Origin of the sequence: Streptomyces sp. NPDC006430 (assembly GCF_040612395.1) — a bacterium.
Lineage (GTDB): Bacteria > Actinomycetota > Actinomycetes > Streptomycetales > Streptomycetaceae > Streptomyces.
On sequence record NZ_JBEXQA010000002.1, the window covers coordinates 206,617 to 223,642 of the forward strand.

General features: G+C 70.1%; 20 protein-coding genes. 17 read left to right on the plus strand and 3 right to left on the minus strand.

The features are described 5' to 3' along the window. Positions 1–64 precede the first annotated feature (64 nt). The 14 genes from ABZZ20_RS04040 to ABZZ20_RS04105 all read left to right on the plus strand — a co-directional run bounded on the left by ABZZ20_RS04040 (position 65) and on the right by ABZZ20_RS04105 (position 11,299). Entirely contained in the window at positions 65–1,039 is a 975-nt protein-coding gene (locus ABZZ20_RS04040; RefSeq protein WP_356866474.1) for a hypothetical protein, read from the plus strand. A 40-nt stretch (positions 1,040–1,079) separates the two neighbouring features. Further along, positions 1,080–1,781, plus strand: coding sequence for a Flp pilus assembly protein CpaB (gene cpaB, locus ABZZ20_RS04045; RefSeq protein ID WP_356866476.1), 702 nt, complete (start codon positions 1,080–1,082; stop codon positions 1,779–1,781). Positions 1,782–1,788: 7 nt separating this feature from the next. Further along, entirely contained in the window at positions 1,789–3,102 is a 1,314-nt protein-coding gene (locus tag ABZZ20_RS04050; RefSeq protein WP_356866478.1) for an AAA family ATPase, read from the plus strand. A 60-nt stretch (positions 3,103–3,162) separates the two neighbouring features. Next, the gene (locus ABZZ20_RS04055) at positions 3,163–3,489 is read left to right on the plus strand and encodes a TadE family protein (protein ID WP_356866480.1); all 327 of its coding nucleotides are present in this window, start codon (positions 3,163–3,165) and stop codon (positions 3,487–3,489) included. A 1-nt stretch (position 3,490) separates the two neighbouring features. Beyond that, positions 3,491–3,979, plus strand: coding sequence for a TadE/TadG family type IV pilus assembly protein (locus ABZZ20_RS04060; RefSeq protein ID WP_356866482.1), 489 nt, complete (start codon positions 3,491–3,493; stop codon positions 3,977–3,979). Next, complete coding sequence (locus ABZZ20_RS04065; RefSeq protein WP_356866483.1) at positions 3,976–5,313, plus strand: CpaF family protein; 1,338 nt, start codon at positions 3,976–3,978, stop codon at positions 5,311–5,313. Before ABZZ20_RS04060 ends, ABZZ20_RS04065 begins: the two co-directional genes overlap by 4 nt. After that, positions 5,310–6,248 (plus strand): type II secretion system F family protein, encoded by a 939-nt coding sequence (locus ABZZ20_RS04070; protein WP_356866485.1) that lies wholly within the window; start codon positions 5,310–5,312, stop codon positions 6,246–6,248. The genes ABZZ20_RS04065 and ABZZ20_RS04070 overlap by 4 nt, the downstream gene beginning before the upstream one ends. 16 nt (positions 6,249–6,264) lie before the next feature. Continuing rightward, positions 6,265–7,155 carry a DUF5936 domain-containing protein gene (locus ABZZ20_RS04075; protein ID WP_356867203.1) on the plus strand — a complete coding sequence of 297 codons (891 nt, stop codon included), beginning with the start codon at positions 6,265–6,267 and terminating at the stop codon, positions 7,153–7,155. A 3-nt stretch (positions 7,156–7,158) separates the two neighbouring features. Then, positions 7,159–8,409 carry a histidine kinase gene (locus ABZZ20_RS04080; RefSeq protein ID WP_356866486.1) on the plus strand — a complete coding sequence of 417 codons (1,251 nt, stop codon included), beginning with the start codon at positions 7,159–7,161 and terminating at the stop codon, positions 8,407–8,409. Next, the gene (locus ABZZ20_RS04085; RefSeq protein WP_356866488.1) at positions 8,406–9,095 is read left to right on the plus strand and encodes a response regulator transcription factor; all 690 of its coding nucleotides are present in this window, start codon (positions 8,406–8,408) and stop codon (positions 9,093–9,095) included. Before ABZZ20_RS04080 ends, ABZZ20_RS04085 begins: the two co-directional genes overlap by 4 nt. 110 nt (positions 9,096–9,205) lie before the next feature. Beyond that, the gene (locus ABZZ20_RS04090) at positions 9,206–9,406 is read left to right on the plus strand and encodes a hypothetical protein (RefSeq protein WP_356866490.1); all 201 of its coding nucleotides are present in this window, start codon (positions 9,206–9,208) and stop codon (positions 9,404–9,406) included. Beyond that, positions 9,403–10,038 carry a pilus assembly protein TadG-related protein gene (locus ABZZ20_RS04095; RefSeq protein WP_356866492.1) on the plus strand — a complete coding sequence of 212 codons (636 nt, stop codon included), beginning with the start codon at positions 9,403–9,405 and terminating at the stop codon, positions 10,036–10,038. Before ABZZ20_RS04090 ends, ABZZ20_RS04095 begins: the two co-directional genes overlap by 4 nt. 30 nt (positions 10,039–10,068) lie before the next feature. Further along, entirely contained in the window at positions 10,069–10,653 is a 585-nt protein-coding gene (locus ABZZ20_RS04100; RefSeq protein ID WP_356866494.1) for a hypothetical protein, read from the plus strand. 4 nt (positions 10,654–10,657) lie between these two features. After that, the gene (locus ABZZ20_RS04105; protein WP_356866496.1) at positions 10,658–11,299 is read left to right on the plus strand and encodes an OmpA family protein; all 642 of its coding nucleotides are present in this window, start codon (positions 10,658–10,660) and stop codon (positions 11,297–11,299) included. Between the two features lie 36 nt (positions 11,300–11,335). Here ABZZ20_RS04105 and ABZZ20_RS04110 read toward each other — a convergent pair whose 3' ends face one another. After that, entirely contained in the window at positions 11,336–11,881 is a 546-nt protein-coding gene (locus tag ABZZ20_RS04110; RefSeq protein WP_356866498.1) for a TetR/AcrR family transcriptional regulator, read from the minus strand. 95 nt (positions 11,882–11,976) lie between these two features. On the opposite strand from ABZZ20_RS04110, the gene ABZZ20_RS04115 reads away from it, so the two are divergent. Next, the gene (locus ABZZ20_RS04115) at positions 11,977–12,417 is read left to right on the plus strand and encodes a nuclear transport factor 2 family protein (protein ID WP_356866500.1); all 441 of its coding nucleotides are present in this window, start codon (positions 11,977–11,979) and stop codon (positions 12,415–12,417) included. Positions 12,418–12,513: 96 nt separating this feature from the next. Further along, on the plus strand, positions 12,514–13,329 hold the full coding sequence (locus tag ABZZ20_RS04120) for an alpha/beta hydrolase (RefSeq protein WP_356866502.1): 816 nt from the start codon (positions 12,514–12,516) through the stop codon (positions 13,327–13,329). A 96-nt stretch (positions 13,330–13,425) separates the two neighbouring features. On the opposite strand, the gene ABZZ20_RS04125 is transcribed toward ABZZ20_RS04120, so the two are convergent. Both ABZZ20_RS04125 and ABZZ20_RS04130 read right to left on the minus strand, forming a co-directional pair. Continuing rightward, a complete protein-coding gene (locus ABZZ20_RS04125; RefSeq protein WP_356866504.1) occupies positions 13,426–14,439 on the minus strand; it encodes an SGNH/GDSL hydrolase family protein in 1,014 nt (337 codons plus the stop codon). Between the two features lie 194 nt (positions 14,440–14,633). Then, complete coding sequence (locus ABZZ20_RS04130; protein WP_356866506.1) at positions 14,634–15,260, minus strand: helix-turn-helix domain-containing protein; 627 nt, start codon at positions 15,258–15,260, stop codon at positions 14,634–14,636. Between the two features lie 119 nt (positions 15,261–15,379). Here ABZZ20_RS04130 and ABZZ20_RS04135 point away from each other — a divergent pair, with 119 nt between their 5' ends. After that, entirely contained in the window at positions 15,380–16,963 is a 1,584-nt protein-coding gene (locus ABZZ20_RS04135; RefSeq protein ID WP_356866508.1) for an MDR family MFS transporter, read from the plus strand. Positions 16,964–17,026 lie beyond the last annotated feature (63 nt).

A 17,026-nucleotide genomic window follows, 5' to 3' on the forward strand; every position in this document is an offset into this window, starting at 1 on the left:
GGGGTGCGCGGACGTGACGGCCGCGCCGACGTATGGGGCGTACGGGGTGAACAGGGGGATTCGCGTGCCGACCGCCATTGCCGTCACCAGCGCCGATCTGGTGCTGCCGGCCCCTGACCGGCACACGCCGCCGGCCGCCGTACTGCACCCGCCGGGGCAGCTCGACCTGGCCGGCGCACTCGCCGAGACCAGCGCCCTGCTGGAACGCCACGGCCATCTCGTGGTCGTCGTACCGCCCTGGCTGCCGCCGACCACCGTCCGGCGGCTGCACACCGTACGGGCCATCCTGGAAACCGACCGGATCGCGCTCCTCGACATCGACCTGCCCCCCCTGGGCACGGCCCTCCTGGTACGTCAACTGCGCCAACTCAGCGTCTGCGACTTCAGCCCCGGCGTGGTCGCCTCTGCGGCCCGGCTGCTGTCCCACTACATCTACGCGGGGGCCCTGTTGGGATCGGTCGCCAAGCTGGACCGGGTCGCCGTCAGCCTCAAGGCCCACGCGAGGTCGTGGTCACCGAGCGCGCAGTTCGCCGTGCTGGCCCATCCGACCCCACACCTGGTCAAACTCGGCGGCTCGGCATCCGGGTCGGGGTCCGCTGCGGGCGGCAGGGCGCGCGGGGGCGGGGCCCACGGGGGCGGGGCCCGTGGGGGTGTCGGGCTGCCGCCCGGCCCCGAGTTCGCCACCCACCTCACCTTCGCGCGTGGCCAACTCGCCTCCGACTGGGTGGCGTCCGAACTCGCGCCCGCCTGGCGGGTCCAGGGTGTGATGGAGAACCCGCTGCCGGCCGACTCGCCCGTCTGGTGGGCAACGCCGAAGCTCGTGGAGTTCGCCGCCGCCATCCCGGACCCGGCCGTGCTCTACCAACTGGTCGCCTCCGTCCGCCGCGAGGAGTGCCGCTGGTGCGGCCTCGAACTCATCGGCGACCGCTGCGGCTTCTGCGCCGCTCCGCTTGCCGCACCGCCTCCGATCGAGGACGCGAGCCGAACGGCGTCCCCGACGTTCCCCAGCTCCCTGGGCTCCTCCCGACCAAGACACTGACCGGCCCGAACGAACGAAGAACGGCGAGGTAGTACGGCACATGAACTCACGCCAGCGCCGCGGCGTCATCCTGCTGCTCCTGTCGGTCTTGTGCGCCCTCGCGGCGTTCGGCGGAGTCCTCGTGGTGATCGGCGACGTCAATTCCAAGGTCGGGGCCGAGGTCGTCGCGTACCGGGCCAAGGGCGACATCGCGCCGTACAGCCCGCTGTCCGCGGGCCAGTTCGAGGAAGTCTCCATCCCCAAGCGCTGGTTGTCCGAGACGGCCGTCACCGACCTCAGCCGACTCAAGGACAAGATCGCGCTCACCACCCTGCGGAAGGGCTCGCTGCTCCAGTCGGACATGTTCGTCGACAAGCCGCAGCTCCAGCCCGGGGAGCAGGAGATCGCCATCATGATCGACGCGGCGACCGGCGTGGCCGGCAAGATCTACTCCGGAGCCAAGGTCAACATCATCGCCACCTTCAAGGGCGCGAAGGACACCGAGCCCTCCCGGTCGGTGATCATCGTGGCCAACGCCCGGGTCCTCAACGTCGGCAAGCTCACCGCCCTCGACAAGGACAGCGACAAGAAGGGCCCCGCCGAGGCGGTCCCGATCACGTTCGCCCTGAACACCAAGGACACCCAGCGCGTCGCGTACGCCGAGTCCTTCGCGGAGCACGTCCGCCTGGCCCTGGTGGCCCCCGGCACCGACTCCGCGCCCGGCGCGGGCGACCGCACGTACACCCTCGACGGGGACAAGTGAGGCCCGGATGACCACCCGAATCCTCCCCGCGGTCGGCGACCCGGACGCCGCCCGCGCCATCTCCACCCTCCTGAGCCAGCTCCCCACGGCCGAGCCTGGCGCACCGGTCCCCGACTCCACCTCGCTGCTGGACACCCTGGGGCGGCTGGCCGCCGAGTCCATCGACGAGCTGCCCGAGGTGGTCCTCGTCCACGAGCGGATCGGCCCGGTGCCCGCACTGGACCTCATCCGTGAGGTCGCCCTGCGCTTCCCGGCGGTGGGTGTCGTGCTGGTGTCCTCGGACGCGGGTCCGGCACTGTTCTCGGCCGCGATGGACTCCGGCGCGCGAGGTTTGATCGGACTGCCGCTCGCGTACGAGGAACTCGCCGCCCGTGTCCAGGCCGCGGCCCAGTGGTCCGTGGGGGTACGCCGCCACCTGGGCCGCGGAGCCGACGTGTTCACCGGCCCCGGCGGCAAGGTCGTCACGGTCACCGGAGCCAAGGGCGGGGTCGGCGCCACCCTCACGGCCGTGCAGTTCGCCCTGGCCGCGGCCGCCGCCGGGCGGCGCACGGCACTGGTGGACATGGACCTCCAGGCCGGCGACGTGGGCTCGTACCTCGACGTGCAGTTCCGGCGTTCCATCGCCGACCTCGCCGGGATCCACGACATCTCGCCGCGGGTGCTCCAGGACGCGGTGTACGACGACCGGACGGGGCTGGCGCTGCTGCTGGCCCCGGCGGACGGCGAACGCGGCGAGGAGGTCGACGAACGGGCCGCCCGACACATCGTCAGCGCCCTGCGCAGCCGGTACGAACTGGTCGTCATCGACTGCGGCACCCAGGTGACGGGCGCGAACGCCGCGGCGGTGGAGATGGCGGACGTGGCGGTCCTGGTCACCACGCCGGACGTGCTCTCCGTACGGGCGGCCAAGCGGCTGGTACGGATGTGGGAGCGGCTCCAGGTCCGCAAGGCTGAGGACACGGCGATGGTGGTCAACCGCTGGACGAAGCACACGGAGATCCAGCCCTCGCTGATCGAGAAGATCACCAAGACGCGGGCCACCCGGACCCCCGTGCCTGCGGCCTTCAAGGAACTGCAGGCAGTGGTGGACGCGGGGCGGGTCCAGGACCTCGACAACCGCTCCAGCGTGAAGCAGGCGCTGTGGGCGCTGGCGGGCGAACTGGGCCTGCTGGCCCAGCCCGCCTCGGCAGACGCGCAACCCGCCGCTCCGGGTGCCCCCGGAGCAGCCCTCGCAGTACGGGCCCCCGGTCCGGTGGCACGTCTGCGGGGCGGCGACCGGGGTGCGGTGGGCCCCTGGCTGCGCCGCGGCCGGGAGGGCTGACACGTGCCCGTGTGCAGACCCGTCCGGGGCGTCCGGGGTGTCCGGTGCGACCGCGGCCAGGTGGCGGTCGAGTTCGTCGGCATGGTGCCGCTGATCCTGTTGCTCGTGGCGGCGGTGTGGGAATGCGTACTGATCGGGTACGCCTTCTCCCTGGCGGGGAACGCGGCGGACGAGGCGGCGCGGGTCGGGGCGGTGCACGGGGAGGCGGCGTGCGAGGAGGCCGCGGCGCGGCACATCGGCGGTGCCTGGAGGATGTCCGCGTTCTGCCAGGAGTCGGGCGACGTCTACAAGGCGACCGTGCGGCTGAACCTGCCGGTGCTCTACCCCGGGCTCGACGTCGGCGTCCCCATCGAGGGCGTCGGCGGCTCGGCGACGGAGAAGGAGTGACATGAACCGGCACCGGAAATGGAGCTCCGCGGCGCGGGACCGCCACGCGGCGACGGCGGGCGCGGCCGGGGCGGGCCACGCGGCCGGGGCGGGCCGTGCGGGCAGGGCCGGCCATGCGGGCAGGGCGAGCCGTGCGGGGATGGACCGGGGCCAAGTGGCCCTGGAGTACATCGGCTTCGTCCCCATCCTCCTGTTCGTCGCGCTCTGCGGGATCCAACTGGGCTGGGTCGGGTACGTCCACCAACAGGCCGACACGGCCGCCCGAACCGCCGCGCGCGTGGAGGCCCGCCACGGCAGCGGCGGCAAAGCGGCGGGCGAGGCGGCCGTCAAGGCGAGCCTCGGGGCGAAGGTCGACGTGAGCAAGGACGACGACGCCGTCACCGCCATCGCCGTCATCCCGATCAACTCCATCGTGCCCGGGCTCTCCATCCCGGAGGCCCGAGCCACGGCGATCATGCCCAACGACGACCCGAAGGGCCCCCGACCATGAGCCTGCGCTCCCGGGTCAACACCCCGGACGACCGGCACGGTCCCCGCGAGGACGGCCGGCTGGTCTCCGCGTACCGGGCGAAGCTGCTGGAGGAGATCGACCTCGCCGAGATGTCGGCGCTCGCGCCCGCCGAGCGCCGGGCCCGGCTCGAACGCGTCCTCGGCCACATCATCAGCCGTGAGGGGCCGGTCCTCTCCACCGTCGAGCGGGCGCAGCTGATCCGCCGGGTCGTGGACGAGGCGCTGGGCCTGGGCGTGCTCGAACCGCTCCTCGAAGACCCCTCGATCTCCGAGATCATGGTCAACGGACCCGACCAGATCTTCGTCGAGCGCGCCGGCCGGGTGGAACAGCTGCCCCTGCGCTTCGCCTCGCACGACCAGCTGATGCAGACCATCGAGCGCATCGTTTCCACCGTCAACCGCCGCGTGGACGAGGCCAATCCGATGGTCGACGCCCGTCTACCCAGCGGCGAACGCGTCAACGTGATCATCCCGCCGCTCTCGCTGACCGGCGCCACGCTCACCATCCGCCGCTTCCCGCGCGCGTTCACCCTGCACGAGATGATCGGCCTCGGCTCGCTGGACGAGCAGATGCTGCTTCTCCTGTCGGGGCTGGTTCAGGCGAAGATGAACGTGATCGTGTCGGGGGCCACCGGCACCGGGAAGACCACGCTCCTCAACGCCCTGTCCGGTCTGATCCCGGAGGGCGAGCGGATCATCACCATCGAGGACTCCGCCGAGCTCCAGCTACAGCAGGCGCACGTCATCCGCCTCGAATCCCGCCCGGCGAACGTGGAGGGCAAGGGCCGGATCACCATCCGCGACCTCGTACGCAACTCCCTGCGCATGCGCCCCGACCGCATCATCGTCGGCGAGGTCCGCGGCGGCGAGACGCTCGACATGCTCCAGGCGATGTCGACCGGCCACGACGGCTCCCTGGCCACGGTCCACGCGAACAGCGCCGAGGACGCCCTCATGCGCCTCCAGACCCTCGCCTCCATGTCCGAGGTGGAAGTCCCCTTCGAGGCCCTCCAGGACCAGATCAACAGCGCGGTGAACGTGGTCGTCCAACTGACCCGCTTCGGCGACGGATCGCGCCGCATCACGGAGATCTCCATCCTCGACTCGCACGGTCGCGAGCCCTTCCGCATCACGACCGTCTGCCGCTTCGTGGCCCAGCCCATGGGTGCCGACGGCCGCGTCCACGGCTACTTCGCGTACCACCCGCTGCCCCGCCCGATCGCGGAGCGCCTCTACATGAACAACCAGCCGATCCCGCAGGCCTTCGGGGTCGCCACGTCGGACGACCAGCTCGCCACTCGGACAGCCCTGTGAACCCACTCATCCTCCTCACCCTCGGCGCCACGCTGCTGGCCTGCGTCCTCGTGGTCGTGGGCGTTCACGCCTACGCCGCCGGCCGCGCCCAGCGCGCCGCCCTCGTCGAACGCCTCGCCACCGACGGCGCCCCGGAGCCGGTGGGACGCAGGCGCCGGTTCCCCGGCGTGGACCGGCGCCTGCGCAAGACCGCGCTCGGCAAGCGGATCGAGGTCAAGCTGGCCGTGACCGGCCTGGACCTCACCCCCGGCGAGTTCTTCGTCTACATGCTGCTGTCCGTGGCCGGTACCTGGCTGCTCGCGGCGAGCTTCCTCGCCCCCTTCTTCGGCCCGGTGGCCGGCCTGATCGGCCTCTGGGCCGCGGACGCCTTCCTCAACTGGCAGCGGGCGCGCCGTACCGAACGCTTCATCAATCAACTCCCCGAACTCGCCCGCATCCTGGCCAACGCCACCCAGGCCGGACTGGCCCTGCGCACGGCCATCGCCATAGCGGCCGAGGAACTGGAGGCCCCGGCGGGCGAGGAGCTCTCCCGCGTCGCCGACCGGCTCGCCGTCGGCCACTCCATCGAGGAGTCGCTGGGCGAGATCGCCGAACGGCTGCCCTCCCGGGAACTGGTCGTGCTGGTCTCCACCCTCGTCCTGTCCGCGCGGGCCGGCGGCGCGATCGTCGGCAGCCTGCGCAACCTCACGGTGACGCTGGAACAGCGCAAGGAGACGCGGCGTGAGATCCGCACCCAGCTGTCCCAGGTGACGGTGACGGCGTACCTGGTCCCGGCGATCGGCCTCGGCTCGCTGCTGCTGGTGAACGTGATGATGCCGGGAGCGCTGGACCGGATGACCGGCGCGTTCATCGGCCAGACGGCGGTGCTGGTGGCGCTCGGGCTCTTCACCCTGGGCTTCGTCCTGATCCGTCGGCTCTCGAAGATCGACGTGTGAGGGGGCGGACGACGTGATCGCACTGCTGCTGGCCGTGATCGTGGGCGTATCCGTCTTCGGCGCCTTCCACGGCATCCGGCTCTACCGCGCCGAGACCAAACTGCCGAGCGACCTGGCGCTCGCCCTGGAGGTCGGCGCCACCCGTACGACGGCGGTCGGCTCGGCCGTCGACCGGATGGGCATCCGCTGGGCACCGCTCGTGCTGCGCCTGATGGGCCCGAACCGGGTGGCCCGCAAACGACGCCAGATCGACATGGCGGGCAACCCGGCCGGCCTGACCATCGACCGGTACGCGGCGCGCCGTGCGGTGTACGGCTTCCTCGGCGCCCTGGGCGCCTTCTCCATGCTGATCAACGGACAGCTCGTACCCGCCCTGCTGATGGTCGCCTTCGGCCTGTTCTGGATCGAGGTCGGCCTGTGGTCGGCGATCCGGGTCCGCCGCGACCACATCGAGCGGACCCTGCCCGACTTCCTCGACGTGCTGGCGGTGGTGGTGAGCGCGGGCCTCGGCTTCCGGCAGGCGCTGGAGCGCGTGGCGGCGAAGTACGAGGGCCCCTGGTCGGACGAGGTCCGCATCACCCTGCAGCAGATGGACATGGGCGTCAGTCGCCGCCAGGCCTTCGACGAACTGCGGCGGCGCAACGACTCCGAGCAGGTGGCCCAGTTCGTGACCGCCCTCCAACAGGGCGAGGAGCTGGGCTCGCCGATCGTCGAAACGCTCATCGCGATCGCCGAGGACATGCGCCGCACCGACGCCCAGAACGCCCGCCGCCGCGCTGCCCGCGCCGTCCCCAAGGCCACCTTCGCCGTCACCATGTTCATGCTGCCCGGGACCCTCATCCTGCTGGTCTGCGGATTCGTGTACGGGGCGAACGTCGACTTCGGCGCGATGCTCGGGGGCGGGTGAGCCATGGCCGTACTGGACACCGCGCTGCTGCGGTCCCGGCGGGCGTCGGCGGTCGGCCCGGCGGGTTCGGCGGACCCGCCGCCCGCCCTCCAGGCCAACGCCCTCCAAGCCCTGTGCCGACAGGTCTTCGCGTTCCGCATGGTGATGATCGGCCTGGGCGCGCCGCTGGCGCTGGGGCGCACCGCGCGCGGGGGACCGACGTACCTCGTGGCCGGCGCGATCCTGCTCACCTTCATGCTGTCGTACGCCCTCTTCCGCGACTGGGAGCGGTTCGGGCCGCTGCTCCTGCGCCACCGGTGGCTGCTGGCACCGGACATGGCGTTCAGCACCCTGCTCCTGGTCACGGCGACGCCGCAGTCACCGCTCGGTTTCGTCTCGCTGTGCACGCCACTGCTGGCCGGGCTGGTCTACGGCTGGCGCGGCTCGGCGCCCTACGCGGCCCTGCAAGCGCTGATCGTGGCCTGGTCATCGCAGGCCCAGGCCCAAGTGCTGACCCTGGCCCTGACCCTGGCAGGCCTCTGCCTGCTGGCCGGGGCGGCCGGGGCCTGCCTGCGGGACCTCCTCTTCCGCTTCGGGGCGGCCAGCCAGGCCCTCACCGAGACCCGCGCCCGCCTGGCCGTGGCCGAGGCGGTGCGCGCAGAACGCGAACACCTGGCCCGCGAAATGCACGACTCGGTGTCCAAGACCCTGCACGGCCTGGCCCTGGCGGCGGACGCCCTGGCCCGCACCACGGACCCGGCCGCCGCCCGCAGCCAGGCCGCACTGCTCTCCGGCGCGGCCCGCCGCGCCGTGGCCGAGTCCCGGGAACTCCTGACCGACCTGCGGCGCGATGCGCAAGCCCCGGGAGTCTGCCTGCTGGGCGAACTCCGCCGGCTGGCCGCCGGTACGGAACTCCGCACGCACGGCGTCCTGCCCGTCGTTCCGTCACCGGTGGCCCGCCACCTCCTCGCCGTGACCTCCGAAGCACTGGAGAACGCGCGCCGCCACGCCGGAGCCTCGCGCACGGCCGTCTCCGCAACCGTGGACGACATCCACCTCACCCTCACCGTGGAAGACGACGGCTGCGGCCTCCCCCGCGGCGGCATCGACCTGCCGACCCTCGTGCGGGCGGGCAGCTTCGGCCTGCTCGGCATGACGGAACGCGCGGCGGCGATCGGCGCCCACCTCCACATCGGCCCCCGCCCGACCGGCCCCGGCACCCAGGTCCGCCTGGACCTCCCGCTCGCGGCCCTGACCCCGGAGGCCGGCCCGTGACGCCGCCGCTGCGCGTCCTGATCGCCGACGACAACCCGGTGGTACGGGCGGGCCTCGCCTCCCTCCTGGCCACCGCGCGCCACATCGAGGTCGCCGCCCAGGCGGCGGACGGCCGCGAGGCACTGAGCCTGACGCGCCAGCACCTGCCCGACGTGATCCTGCTGGACGTCCGCATGCCGGGCGTCGACGGCATCTCGGCGCTCCCGCACCTGGTGCAGTTGGCCCCCGTACTGATGCTGACGTACAGCCGGGAATCGGAGATCGTCCGACAAGCACTCCTCCTCGGCGCGGGCGGCTACCTGGTCCACGGCGAGTTCACCGCCGACGACCTGGTCCGAGCGGTCCGCGACGTCCGCGAGGGCCGCGCCCACTTCACCCCGACGGCCGCAACCGCTCTGCTCGCCGAACTCCGGTCCTCTTCGCAACCGCAACGATCTGTGGGACAGTCTTCCGAGAGGGCCGTCAACTCCGATGTCTTCGGGCTGAGTTCGAGGGAGGTGGAGATCATGGATCTGATCGCGTCCGGGATGAACAACCAGCAGATCGCCGCCACGTGCTTCATCAGCGAGAAGACGGTCAAGAACCACATCAACCGCATCTTCGCCAAACTCCGGAGCACCACGCGCAGCGAAGCGATAGCCCGCTGGCTGGGAACCGCCCGTCCAGGAGTGACCGGCCATGGGTAGACGGAGTGCGCATTGGGTCCGTAATTGGGTCCCGGGACCCTTGGTTACGACTCGTCACTCGCCGTACGGTCCGCAGATCGACAGCGGCACCCGACCGGGAGGGACCCCCCATGCTGCAGAACACCCTGGCGAGGATGCGCGAGCGCTATGCCCGAAAGGGCACACGGGATCGCGGCCAGACGGCCTTCGAGTACCTGGGGATCATCCTGGTGGTCGTAGTGATCATCGGTGCAATCGTCGGCACGGGCATTGGTCAGTCCATCACGAACAAGATCAAGGATCAGATCAGTGCGATAACAGCCGGAAAGTGACCGCACGGAAAAGCGCTGACCGAGGTCAGGCCTTCCCCATCTACATCGTGGTGGTGGCAGCTCTGCTCTTTGCCGCGTTGGCGTTCTTCGCGGTGGGCATGGCCGGTGTGACCCGCAGCAATGCGCAAGGTGCGGCGGACGCTGCGGTGTTAGCAGCTGCGCGCGAAGCCCGGGACAATGCATTCGAGGGTGTCAATTTGACTGACCTCAGACCTGCAGACTGGGAGGAGATCGCCAACGGCGATCTTCTGAAGGTGAAGGCTGCCTGTGGAAAGGCTGTTGAGTTCGCTGCCCTGAATGATGCCACTGCGGAGTGTGAACCGGACATCCCTGGTTTCACTGTACGGGTCACTACGAACGATGCTGTCGGAAACTCGGTTGTTCCGGGGACGGGGGTCGTGCGCGGAAAGGCCACGGCCAAGGCTGTGATCGAGCCGCGGTGCTCTCTCCGCTCTGCTCCCATACCTGCCCCGACCCCAACCTCCACCCCTGCCCAAAGCCCAGCCCCGTCACCTGGGCCAGGAAACGTCACGTTCGTGTGTGGTGGGAAGCCCTTTGCATTAGATCCGGCGAAACCAGGCTCTCTGTCTCAGCTGGCGAGGGTGCTCTTTCGTGTACGACTGGTCGACTGACAGCGAACGACAGACAAGGAATCGGCGTAGATGAGCATGCGGCACACAGTGAAGGTCCGCGGCGGAGCGGGCGTTGCCGTTGCGGCGGTCTTGGCCCTCACGCTGGCCGGATGCGGAGGTATTCAGGACAAGCCCAAGGATGCGCAGGGCTCTTCCGACCCCAAGCCGTCGGCAGGCAGCCCGCAGGAGTCTCCGGCGGGCAAGCAGAACGCTGCCCCTCAGTCGGTTATCGCCTCGGTGGGCGGTGAAGAGGGGATCTTGCTCGAAGTGACCGAGGCGAAGCGGGATGGTGGCGGCTTCCTCACGGTGAGTGGACAGCTCAAGAACACGGGAAGCAAGGACTTCAATCACACGACAGCCTGGCGCGGCAATGAGCTTACGAGTAGTGGCGAGTCGGTCGCAGGAGCGACCTTGGTAGACAGGGTGGGAAAGAAGCGCTACTACGTTCTGCGTGACACCGATGGAAGGTGTCTGTGCACCACCGGCGTCAACTCGATCGGCGCCGGTAAGGAGCTTCCTTTCTTCGTCCAGTTCCCAGCACCTCCGGCGACCACCTCGGAAGTAGAATTCAGCCTCCCCACCTTCGCGACGGCGACCATCAAAATCTCTGGGTGACCCCATGACTAAACGCCACCGTCTGTCCGCATCCACAGCCGTTGTCGGGCTCGTCATCGCCGGGGTCCACTTCATCGGTGCGACCGGCGCTCACGCTGACGGCGTCAAGCCTTCCGTTCCGCCCGGAACGGAGCCGTCGGCCTCCGCTCCCGTGCCCATCGACTCGAACTCGCCCGGGCTGAAGATCCCCCAAGGGGGAACCCTCGCTCCGATCAAGGTCCTGGACATCGCCGAGGTCGTCGAAGACCTCGGCGGGGAGCAGCGTCGGCAGGAGACCAATCAGACCGTGATGATGGCGCTTCAGTCCGAGGTGCTCTTCCCGGAGAACAGTGCCGTCTTCAACGCCCAGGCCGCTGCCCGGATACAGGCCATCGCCAACGAGATCAACACGCAGAAGGCGACCCGCGTCCGGGTCTTCGGGTTCACCGACGATCAGGGCAGCTACGAGCACGGCAAGGAGCTCTCCAAGCAGCGGGCCGATGCCGTGCAGGCGGAGCTCGCTAAGACCGTCACCAGCCCCGGCGTCATCTACGACGTCCGGGGCTACAGCGAGGACTACCCGATCGCCGATAACAGCACTGAGGAAGGCCGCAAGAAGAACCGTCGCGTGGAGATCACCTTCCCGCGCACCACGGGCAACCAGTAGTCGCCGGTCCCGGGAATCCCGCGGCGGGGGTCCGGCTCAGGTCCTGGGGGACTCCCGCACCAGGACCGACGCGGCCTCCCGTGCGCGCCGCGCCGGTTCCGGGCCGGGGTCCAGGGCCGCCACCACCGTGGCGCCCTCGACCAGGATCAGCAGTTGGTCCGCCAGTTCCTCCCGGCCGGGGCCGGCCAGTTCCGCCAACAGTTCCCTCAGCCCCGCCTTGTGGCGGCGTACGACGTCCAGCACGGCGGCGAGGCCGGTGCCGAGTTCCCCGTGGGCGTTCAGGAACGCGCAGCCCCGGAAGTCCGGCTCCGAGAACCACTGCGCCAGCCAGTCGAAGACGGCCGCGATCGGGTCGGTGGACGTGGCCACCGCGGCCCGCAGGCTTGCGGTCCAGCGCTGGTCGCGCCGCTCCAGGTAGGCCGTGACCAGCGCTTCCTTGGCCGGGAAGATCTTGTAGAGCCGCTTGAGCGGGACGCTTGACTCGGTGCGGATGCGGTCCATGCCTACGGCTTGGATTCCCTCGGCGTAGAACAGCGCCTCGGCCGCGTCCAGTAGCCGGGTGCGGGCCTCTTCGTCGTCCATGACGGCAGCGTATCCCAGTATGGCTTGCGTCGAGAACGGTCGTTCTCTATGGTCGAGAACGATCGTTCTCCTCCTCTTCTCGCCGAGGTGACCACATGACCGCCCCCACCCACGTTCCCGCCCCCGCCCTACGCCCGCCCCTGCCCCCCTTCACCGAGGAATCGGCCCGCGCCAAGGTCCGGGCCGCAGAAGACGCCTGGAACAGTCGCGATCCCGAGCGCGTGGCCCTCGCCTACACGGAGGATTCCGTCTGGCGCAATCGCGACCGCTTCCTCGCCGGCCGGGCCGAGATCCGCGCCTTCCTCGCCGAGAAGTGGGAGCGCGAGCTCGACTACCGGCTGCGCAAGGAGCTCTGGGCCTACACCGGCAACCGCATCTCCGTCCGCTTCGAGTACGAATGGCACGACACCACCGGTCAGTGGTGGCGCAGTCACGGCAACGAGCAGTGGGAGTTCGACGAGAACGGCCTGATGCGTCGCCGCGAGGCCAGCATCAACGACGTCCCGATCTCCGTTGAGGACCGCCGCATCGGCTGACCCGGACGTGTGAGCCTGCCGTATCTGTCGGGTGGACCGCTCCGGCCCGCGGTATGTCTCCCGGGAAACGTCGGGACACCGGTGAGGAGACCAGGCATGCCACGGGCCCGTGTGAACGGCGTCGACCTCTTCTACGAGATCCGGGGCGAGGGGGCGCCGTTGGTCCTGGTCCACGGCTCCTGGAGCGACCACCTCGGCTGGAAGCGGGTCCTGCCCCGCCTCGCCCGTTCGTTCACCGTCCTGGTCTACGACCGCCGGGGCCACAGCCTCAGCGAACGCCCGCCCGGCCAGGGCAGCCGCATGCAGGACGAGGACGACCTCGCCGCATTCATCGAGATGCTCGGCGCCCCGGCGCACGTCGCCGGGAACTCCTTCGGCGCCTCCGTCGCGCTCGGTCTCGCCGCCCGCCGTCCCGAACTGCTGCGCAGCCTCACCGCCCACGAGCCGCCGCTCTTGGACATCGTCGCCGACGACCCCGAACTGCGCCCGCTGATGTCGGCCACGGCGGTCGCCATTGCCGGCGTCCTCGACTCGCTCCGTGCGGGTGACGACCAGACCGGGGCCCGCCGTTTCGTCGAGGAGGTGGCCTTCGGGAAGGGCGCGTGGGACCAGTTGCCGGAGCCGATCAGGAAGACGTTCGTCAGCAACGCCCCCACCTTCGCCGACGAACAGGCCGATCCGGGCTGGAACACCGTGGACCTGGACCGCCTCGCCGGCTTCCCCGGCCCCGTGATGCTGACCACCGGCACCGAGAGTCCGCCGTGGTTCCCCGTGATCGTCACCCGGTTGGCGGGAATCCTCGGCCAGGCGCAGGTTCGCACCCTGGACGGGGACGGCCACACGCCCCACCTCACCCACCCGGACCGCTATGCCGACAACCTCACCACCTTCATCTCCACCACGGCGCCCTAGGGTCGGGCTGTTGGTCGACCCCGGCATCCGTCCCTTTCGGTGGTCGGTGCAGTTCGTTCGCGGTTCCTGGCCCGCTCCTCCCTCGGGCGTCTCGGGTCATCTCCGTGTCGCCCCCATCTTGGCCAGGGCCTGGGTGACCAGATCGGCCTGGTGAGTGGTCCCGCGGAGGTTGGGGTGGAGGACCGTGCAGGCGTCTCCGTCGCCGGGGACCAGGCGGCACAGGTCGGAGGGCGGGTCGCTCTGGGTGCCGGAGCCGGTGAGGCTGTCCTTGATCCCGTACATCCAGCGCTGGTCCGGCCCGGCGCAGACGCCGTGGCTGGTGCTGGACGCGTACGTGTCGAGGTAGACGGCGCCGGCGCGTTGCGCCTGGGTGCGCAGGAGGATGTTCAATCGCCGTTCGAGGGTGTCGAGGAACGGCATGTCGCCCTTGGTCACGGTGCCGAGCGCGCGCCAGGAGCCCCAGGTGCAACCGGTGCCGTCGGCGACGATGGCCGGGTAACCGACGACCACCACCTTGGCGTGGGGCGCTCTGGTTCGGATGTCCTTGAGTGCGGTCGCGAAGTCCGCTTCCAGGGCGGTGAACTTCCCGTTGAGCGGGGTGGTGCCGGGGCCGTGGGTGTAGTGGGTGGCGCAGGGACTGCCGAGGCCGAGGGTGGCGATGCCCTGGGCGATGCACGTCTTGACGATGTCGAGGAAGCCGATGGAGTTGCCGCCGATGCCGACGGTGACCAGATCGGTGGTGGCGGTAACGGCCTTGATCTGGGCCGGTCGTGGCGCCCAGCCGTTCTTGGGTGGGACGGACGGAGGGCCGGTCAGCTCGGTCTGTGGCCCCAGGAGGCCGGATCTGACCTCGGCGGCGGAACACGTGACATCGGTGAGTCGTACGTTGAGGCGGCGGGCGGCCTGTTGGGGGTAACTCAGGGCGGAACGACCGCAGCCGTCATCGGCGGTCCAGGGGCGGACGAAGGCGCCGGCGCTGTAGGAGTCTCCGAGGGCGGTGTAGTCGAGGGGCGGGGGAGCGGGAGCGGCGGACGCCGGGGCCAGGGTGGTGGTGAGCGTGGCGAGCGCCGTGACTGCGGCGAGAGCGAGGGCGAGTCGCGGTGCGGGCATGGTCCTGTCCTTCGGCTCAGGCGCCGCGGGCCTGTCCCACCCGGCGCACTTCACCAAAAGTAGCCGTTCCGATTACGGAGAGTAGTGAATCCGGACCCAAACCCCCGGATCGAGTGAGATCGGTGCGTCCATAGGGCGTCACGGCATCGCGACGCCGCGGCATCGCGACGTAGGGGCGGTGCGGCGTCAGGGCGTCAGAGGGTCGGGGCCTCGGGGCTTCGGCGCGTCAGGGTCTCGGGGGATGAGGGCGTCCGGTGAGCCTGGATGATCAGGTCCGTGGCGACCTCCAGGGCCGCCTGGCGGGTTTCCTCCGGGTCGGCCTCCACGTGCTGGAGGAACATCATGCCCGCGTGCAGCGTGAACAAGGCGCTGGCGCAGCGGACTTGGTCCGCCAGCCGGCCGTCCTCCGTGCGGAGCAGCTCGACCAGGGTGAACAGTCGCCGCTTCACCGTCTCGCCGATGCTCAGCTCCCGCATCGTCGCCTGGTTCTCCTGCATGAAGCGGTACAGCGAAGCGCCCGCTGCCATCGCTTCGCTGTAGCGCCGCAGCACTTCGCACTTCATCTCCAGCGTCCGCGGCTGCTGCTCCGCCCATGCGATCAGCTCGTCGATGGGTCGCGTCAGGTCCTCGAAGACGCTGATGATGATGTCTTCCTTGGTCTTGAAGTGGTAGTACAGCGCCGCCTTCGTGACCTCCAGCCGCTCCGCGATCTCGCGCAGCGAGGTCTTCTCGTACCCCTGCTCGGCGAAGAGCTCCAGTGCGACGTCCTGGATGCGCTGGCGCGTGTTGCCGCGGCGCGCCTGCGGACTGCTGCTGGACATGGCTCTCCCCACACTACTTACTTGACGCCCGGCTAGTGCCCGGTCTAACTTCCCCAGTGTAGTGAACTAGCCGGGCGGCAAGTAAGTGGTCGGCCGTGGGTGTGCAACGGGGAGTGGACATGGCTGAGAAGACGAAAGCGGCGGAGATCTCCGAGGGGGTGAAGCCGCGCAGCGTTCGGGTCGTCCTCATGGCGCTCATGATCGCGATGCTGCTGGCCATGCTCGACAACATGATCATCGGTACCGCGATGCCCACGATCGTCGGCGAGCTCGGCGGTCTGGAGCACCTCTCCTGGGTGGTCACCGCCTACACGCTGGCCACGGCCGCCTCCACCCCCATCTGGGGCAAGATCGGCGACATGTACGGGCGGAAGGGCTCCTTCCTCACCTCCATCGTGATCTTCCTGATCGGCTCCGTGCTCAGCGGCATGTCCCAGGACATGGGGCAGCTGATCGGCTTCCGCGCCATCCAGGGCCTCGGTGCCGGTGGTCTGATGGTCGGCGTCATGGCGATCATCGGGGACCTGATCCCGCCCCGTGAGCGCGGCAAGTACCAGGGCATGATGGCCGGCGTGATGGCCCTGGCCATGATCGGCGGTCCGCTCGTCGGCGGCACCATCACCGACCACATGGGCTGGCGCTGGTCCTTCTACATCAACCTGCCGCTCGGCGCCGTCGCGCTCGCCATGGTCACCGCAGTCCTCCACCTGCCCAAGAAGAAGGCGAAGGGCAAGATCGACTACCTCGGCGCGGCCCTGCTGACCGTCGCCATCACCTCCACGGTGCTGGTCACCACCTGGGGCGGCACCGAGTACGCCTGGGGCTCCGGCGAGATCGTCGGCCTGATCATCCTCGGCGTCGCGTCCATCGGCGCGTTCCTCTTCGCCGAGACCAAGGCCGCCGAGCCCGTCATGCCGCTGCACATCTTCCGCAGCCGCAACTTCACGCTCATGTCGGTGATCGGCTTCCTCGTCGGCTTCGCGATGTTCGGCGGCGTGCTCTACCTCCCGCTCTTCCAGCAGTCGGTCCAGGGCGCCTCCGCCACCAACTCCGGCCTGCTGCTGCTCCCGATGCTGCTCTCGATGATGATCGTCTCGCTGATCGCGGGCCGGATCACCACCAGCAGCGGCAAGTACAAGGTGTTCCCGATCGTCGGCGGCGCGCTGATGGTCGTCGGACTCTTCCTGCTCGCCACGATGGACACCGGCACCAGCCGCCTGACCTCCGGTCTCTACATGGCCGTCCTCGGCGCCGGCCTCGGCTTCCTGATGCAGATCACCATGCTGGTCGCGCAGAACAGCGTGGAGATGAAGGACATGGGTGTGGCGTCCTCCTCGGCCACCCTCTTCCGTACGCTCGGCGGTTCGTTCGGCGTGGCCCTGATGGGCTCGCTGTTCACCAGTCAGGTCACCGACACCATGACCGACCGCCTCGGCCCGCAGGCGGCCCAGGCCTCCGGCGCCGCCCGGCTCGACGCGGCCAGCCTGGCGAAGCTGCCCGAAACGGTGCGGGACGCCTACCAGCACGCGGTCGCGGCCGGTACGCACTCCGCGTTCCTGCTCGGCGCCGCCATCGCCGTACTGGGCTTCGCAGCCGCCTGGTTCGTCAAGGAGGTCCCGCTGCGGGGCGCGGGTCCGGCCTCGGCCGGGGGCGCGGGCGAGGGCAAGGCGGCGCAGGCTCCGCAGGAGTCCTTCTCCCACTGATCCCGGGCATGCACGGCCCACGAGACGCACCATCAGCCCGGCCCCAGCGGTCCTCCGCCGGGG

What these genes read in the sequence shown, in the direction of transcription:
- ABZZ20_RS04130 (WP_356866506.1), bottom strand. Translation starts at nt 15,260, where the DNA reads ATGTCCAGCAGCAGTCCGCAGGCGCGCCGCGGCAACACGCGCCAGCGC.
- cpaB (WP_356866476.1), top strand. Translation starts at nt 1,080, where the DNA reads ATGAACTCACGCCAGCGCCGCGGCGTCATCCTGCTGCTCCTGTCGGTC.
- ABZZ20_RS04120 (WP_356866502.1), top strand. Translation starts at nt 12,514, where the DNA reads ATGCCACGGGCCCGTGTGAACGGCGTCGACCTCTTCTACGAGATCCGG.
- ABZZ20_RS04060 (WP_356866482.1), top strand. Translation starts at nt 3,491, where the DNA reads ATGAACCGGCACCGGAAATGGAGCTCCGCGGCGCGGGACCGCCACGCG.
- ABZZ20_RS04135 (WP_356866508.1), top strand. Translation starts at nt 15,380, where the DNA reads ATGGCTGAGAAGACGAAAGCGGCGGAGATCTCCGAGGGGGTGAAGCCG.
- ABZZ20_RS04065 (WP_356866483.1), top strand. Translation starts at nt 3,976, where the DNA reads ATGAGCCTGCGCTCCCGGGTCAACACCCCGGACGACCGGCACGGTCCC.
- ABZZ20_RS04050 (WP_356866478.1), top strand. Translation starts at nt 1,789, where the DNA reads ATGACCACCCGAATCCTCCCCGCGGTCGGCGACCCGGACGCCGCCCGC.
- ABZZ20_RS04125 (WP_356866504.1), bottom strand. Translation starts at nt 14,439, where the DNA reads ATGCCCGCACCGCGACTCGCCCTCGCTCTCGCCGCAGTCACGGCGCTC.
- ABZZ20_RS04110 (WP_356866498.1), bottom strand. Translation starts at nt 11,881, where the DNA reads ATGGACGACGAAGAGGCCCGCACCCGGCTACTGGACGCGGCCGAGGCG.
- ABZZ20_RS04115 (WP_356866500.1), top strand. Translation starts at nt 11,977, where the DNA reads ATGACCGCCCCCACCCACGTTCCCGCCCCCGCCCTACGCCCGCCCCTG.
- ABZZ20_RS04090 (WP_356866490.1), top strand. Translation starts at nt 9,206, where the DNA reads ATGCTGCAGAACACCCTGGCGAGGATGCGCGAGCGCTATGCCCGAAAG.
- ABZZ20_RS04100 (WP_356866494.1), top strand. Translation starts at nt 10,069, where the DNA reads ATGAGCATGCGGCACACAGTGAAGGTCCGCGGCGGAGCGGGCGTTGCC.
- ABZZ20_RS04080 (WP_356866486.1), top strand. Translation starts at nt 7,159, where the DNA reads ATGGCCGTACTGGACACCGCGCTGCTGCGGTCCCGGCGGGCGTCGGCG.
- ABZZ20_RS04105 (WP_356866496.1), top strand. Translation starts at nt 10,658, where the DNA reads ATGACTAAACGCCACCGTCTGTCCGCATCCACAGCCGTTGTCGGGCTC.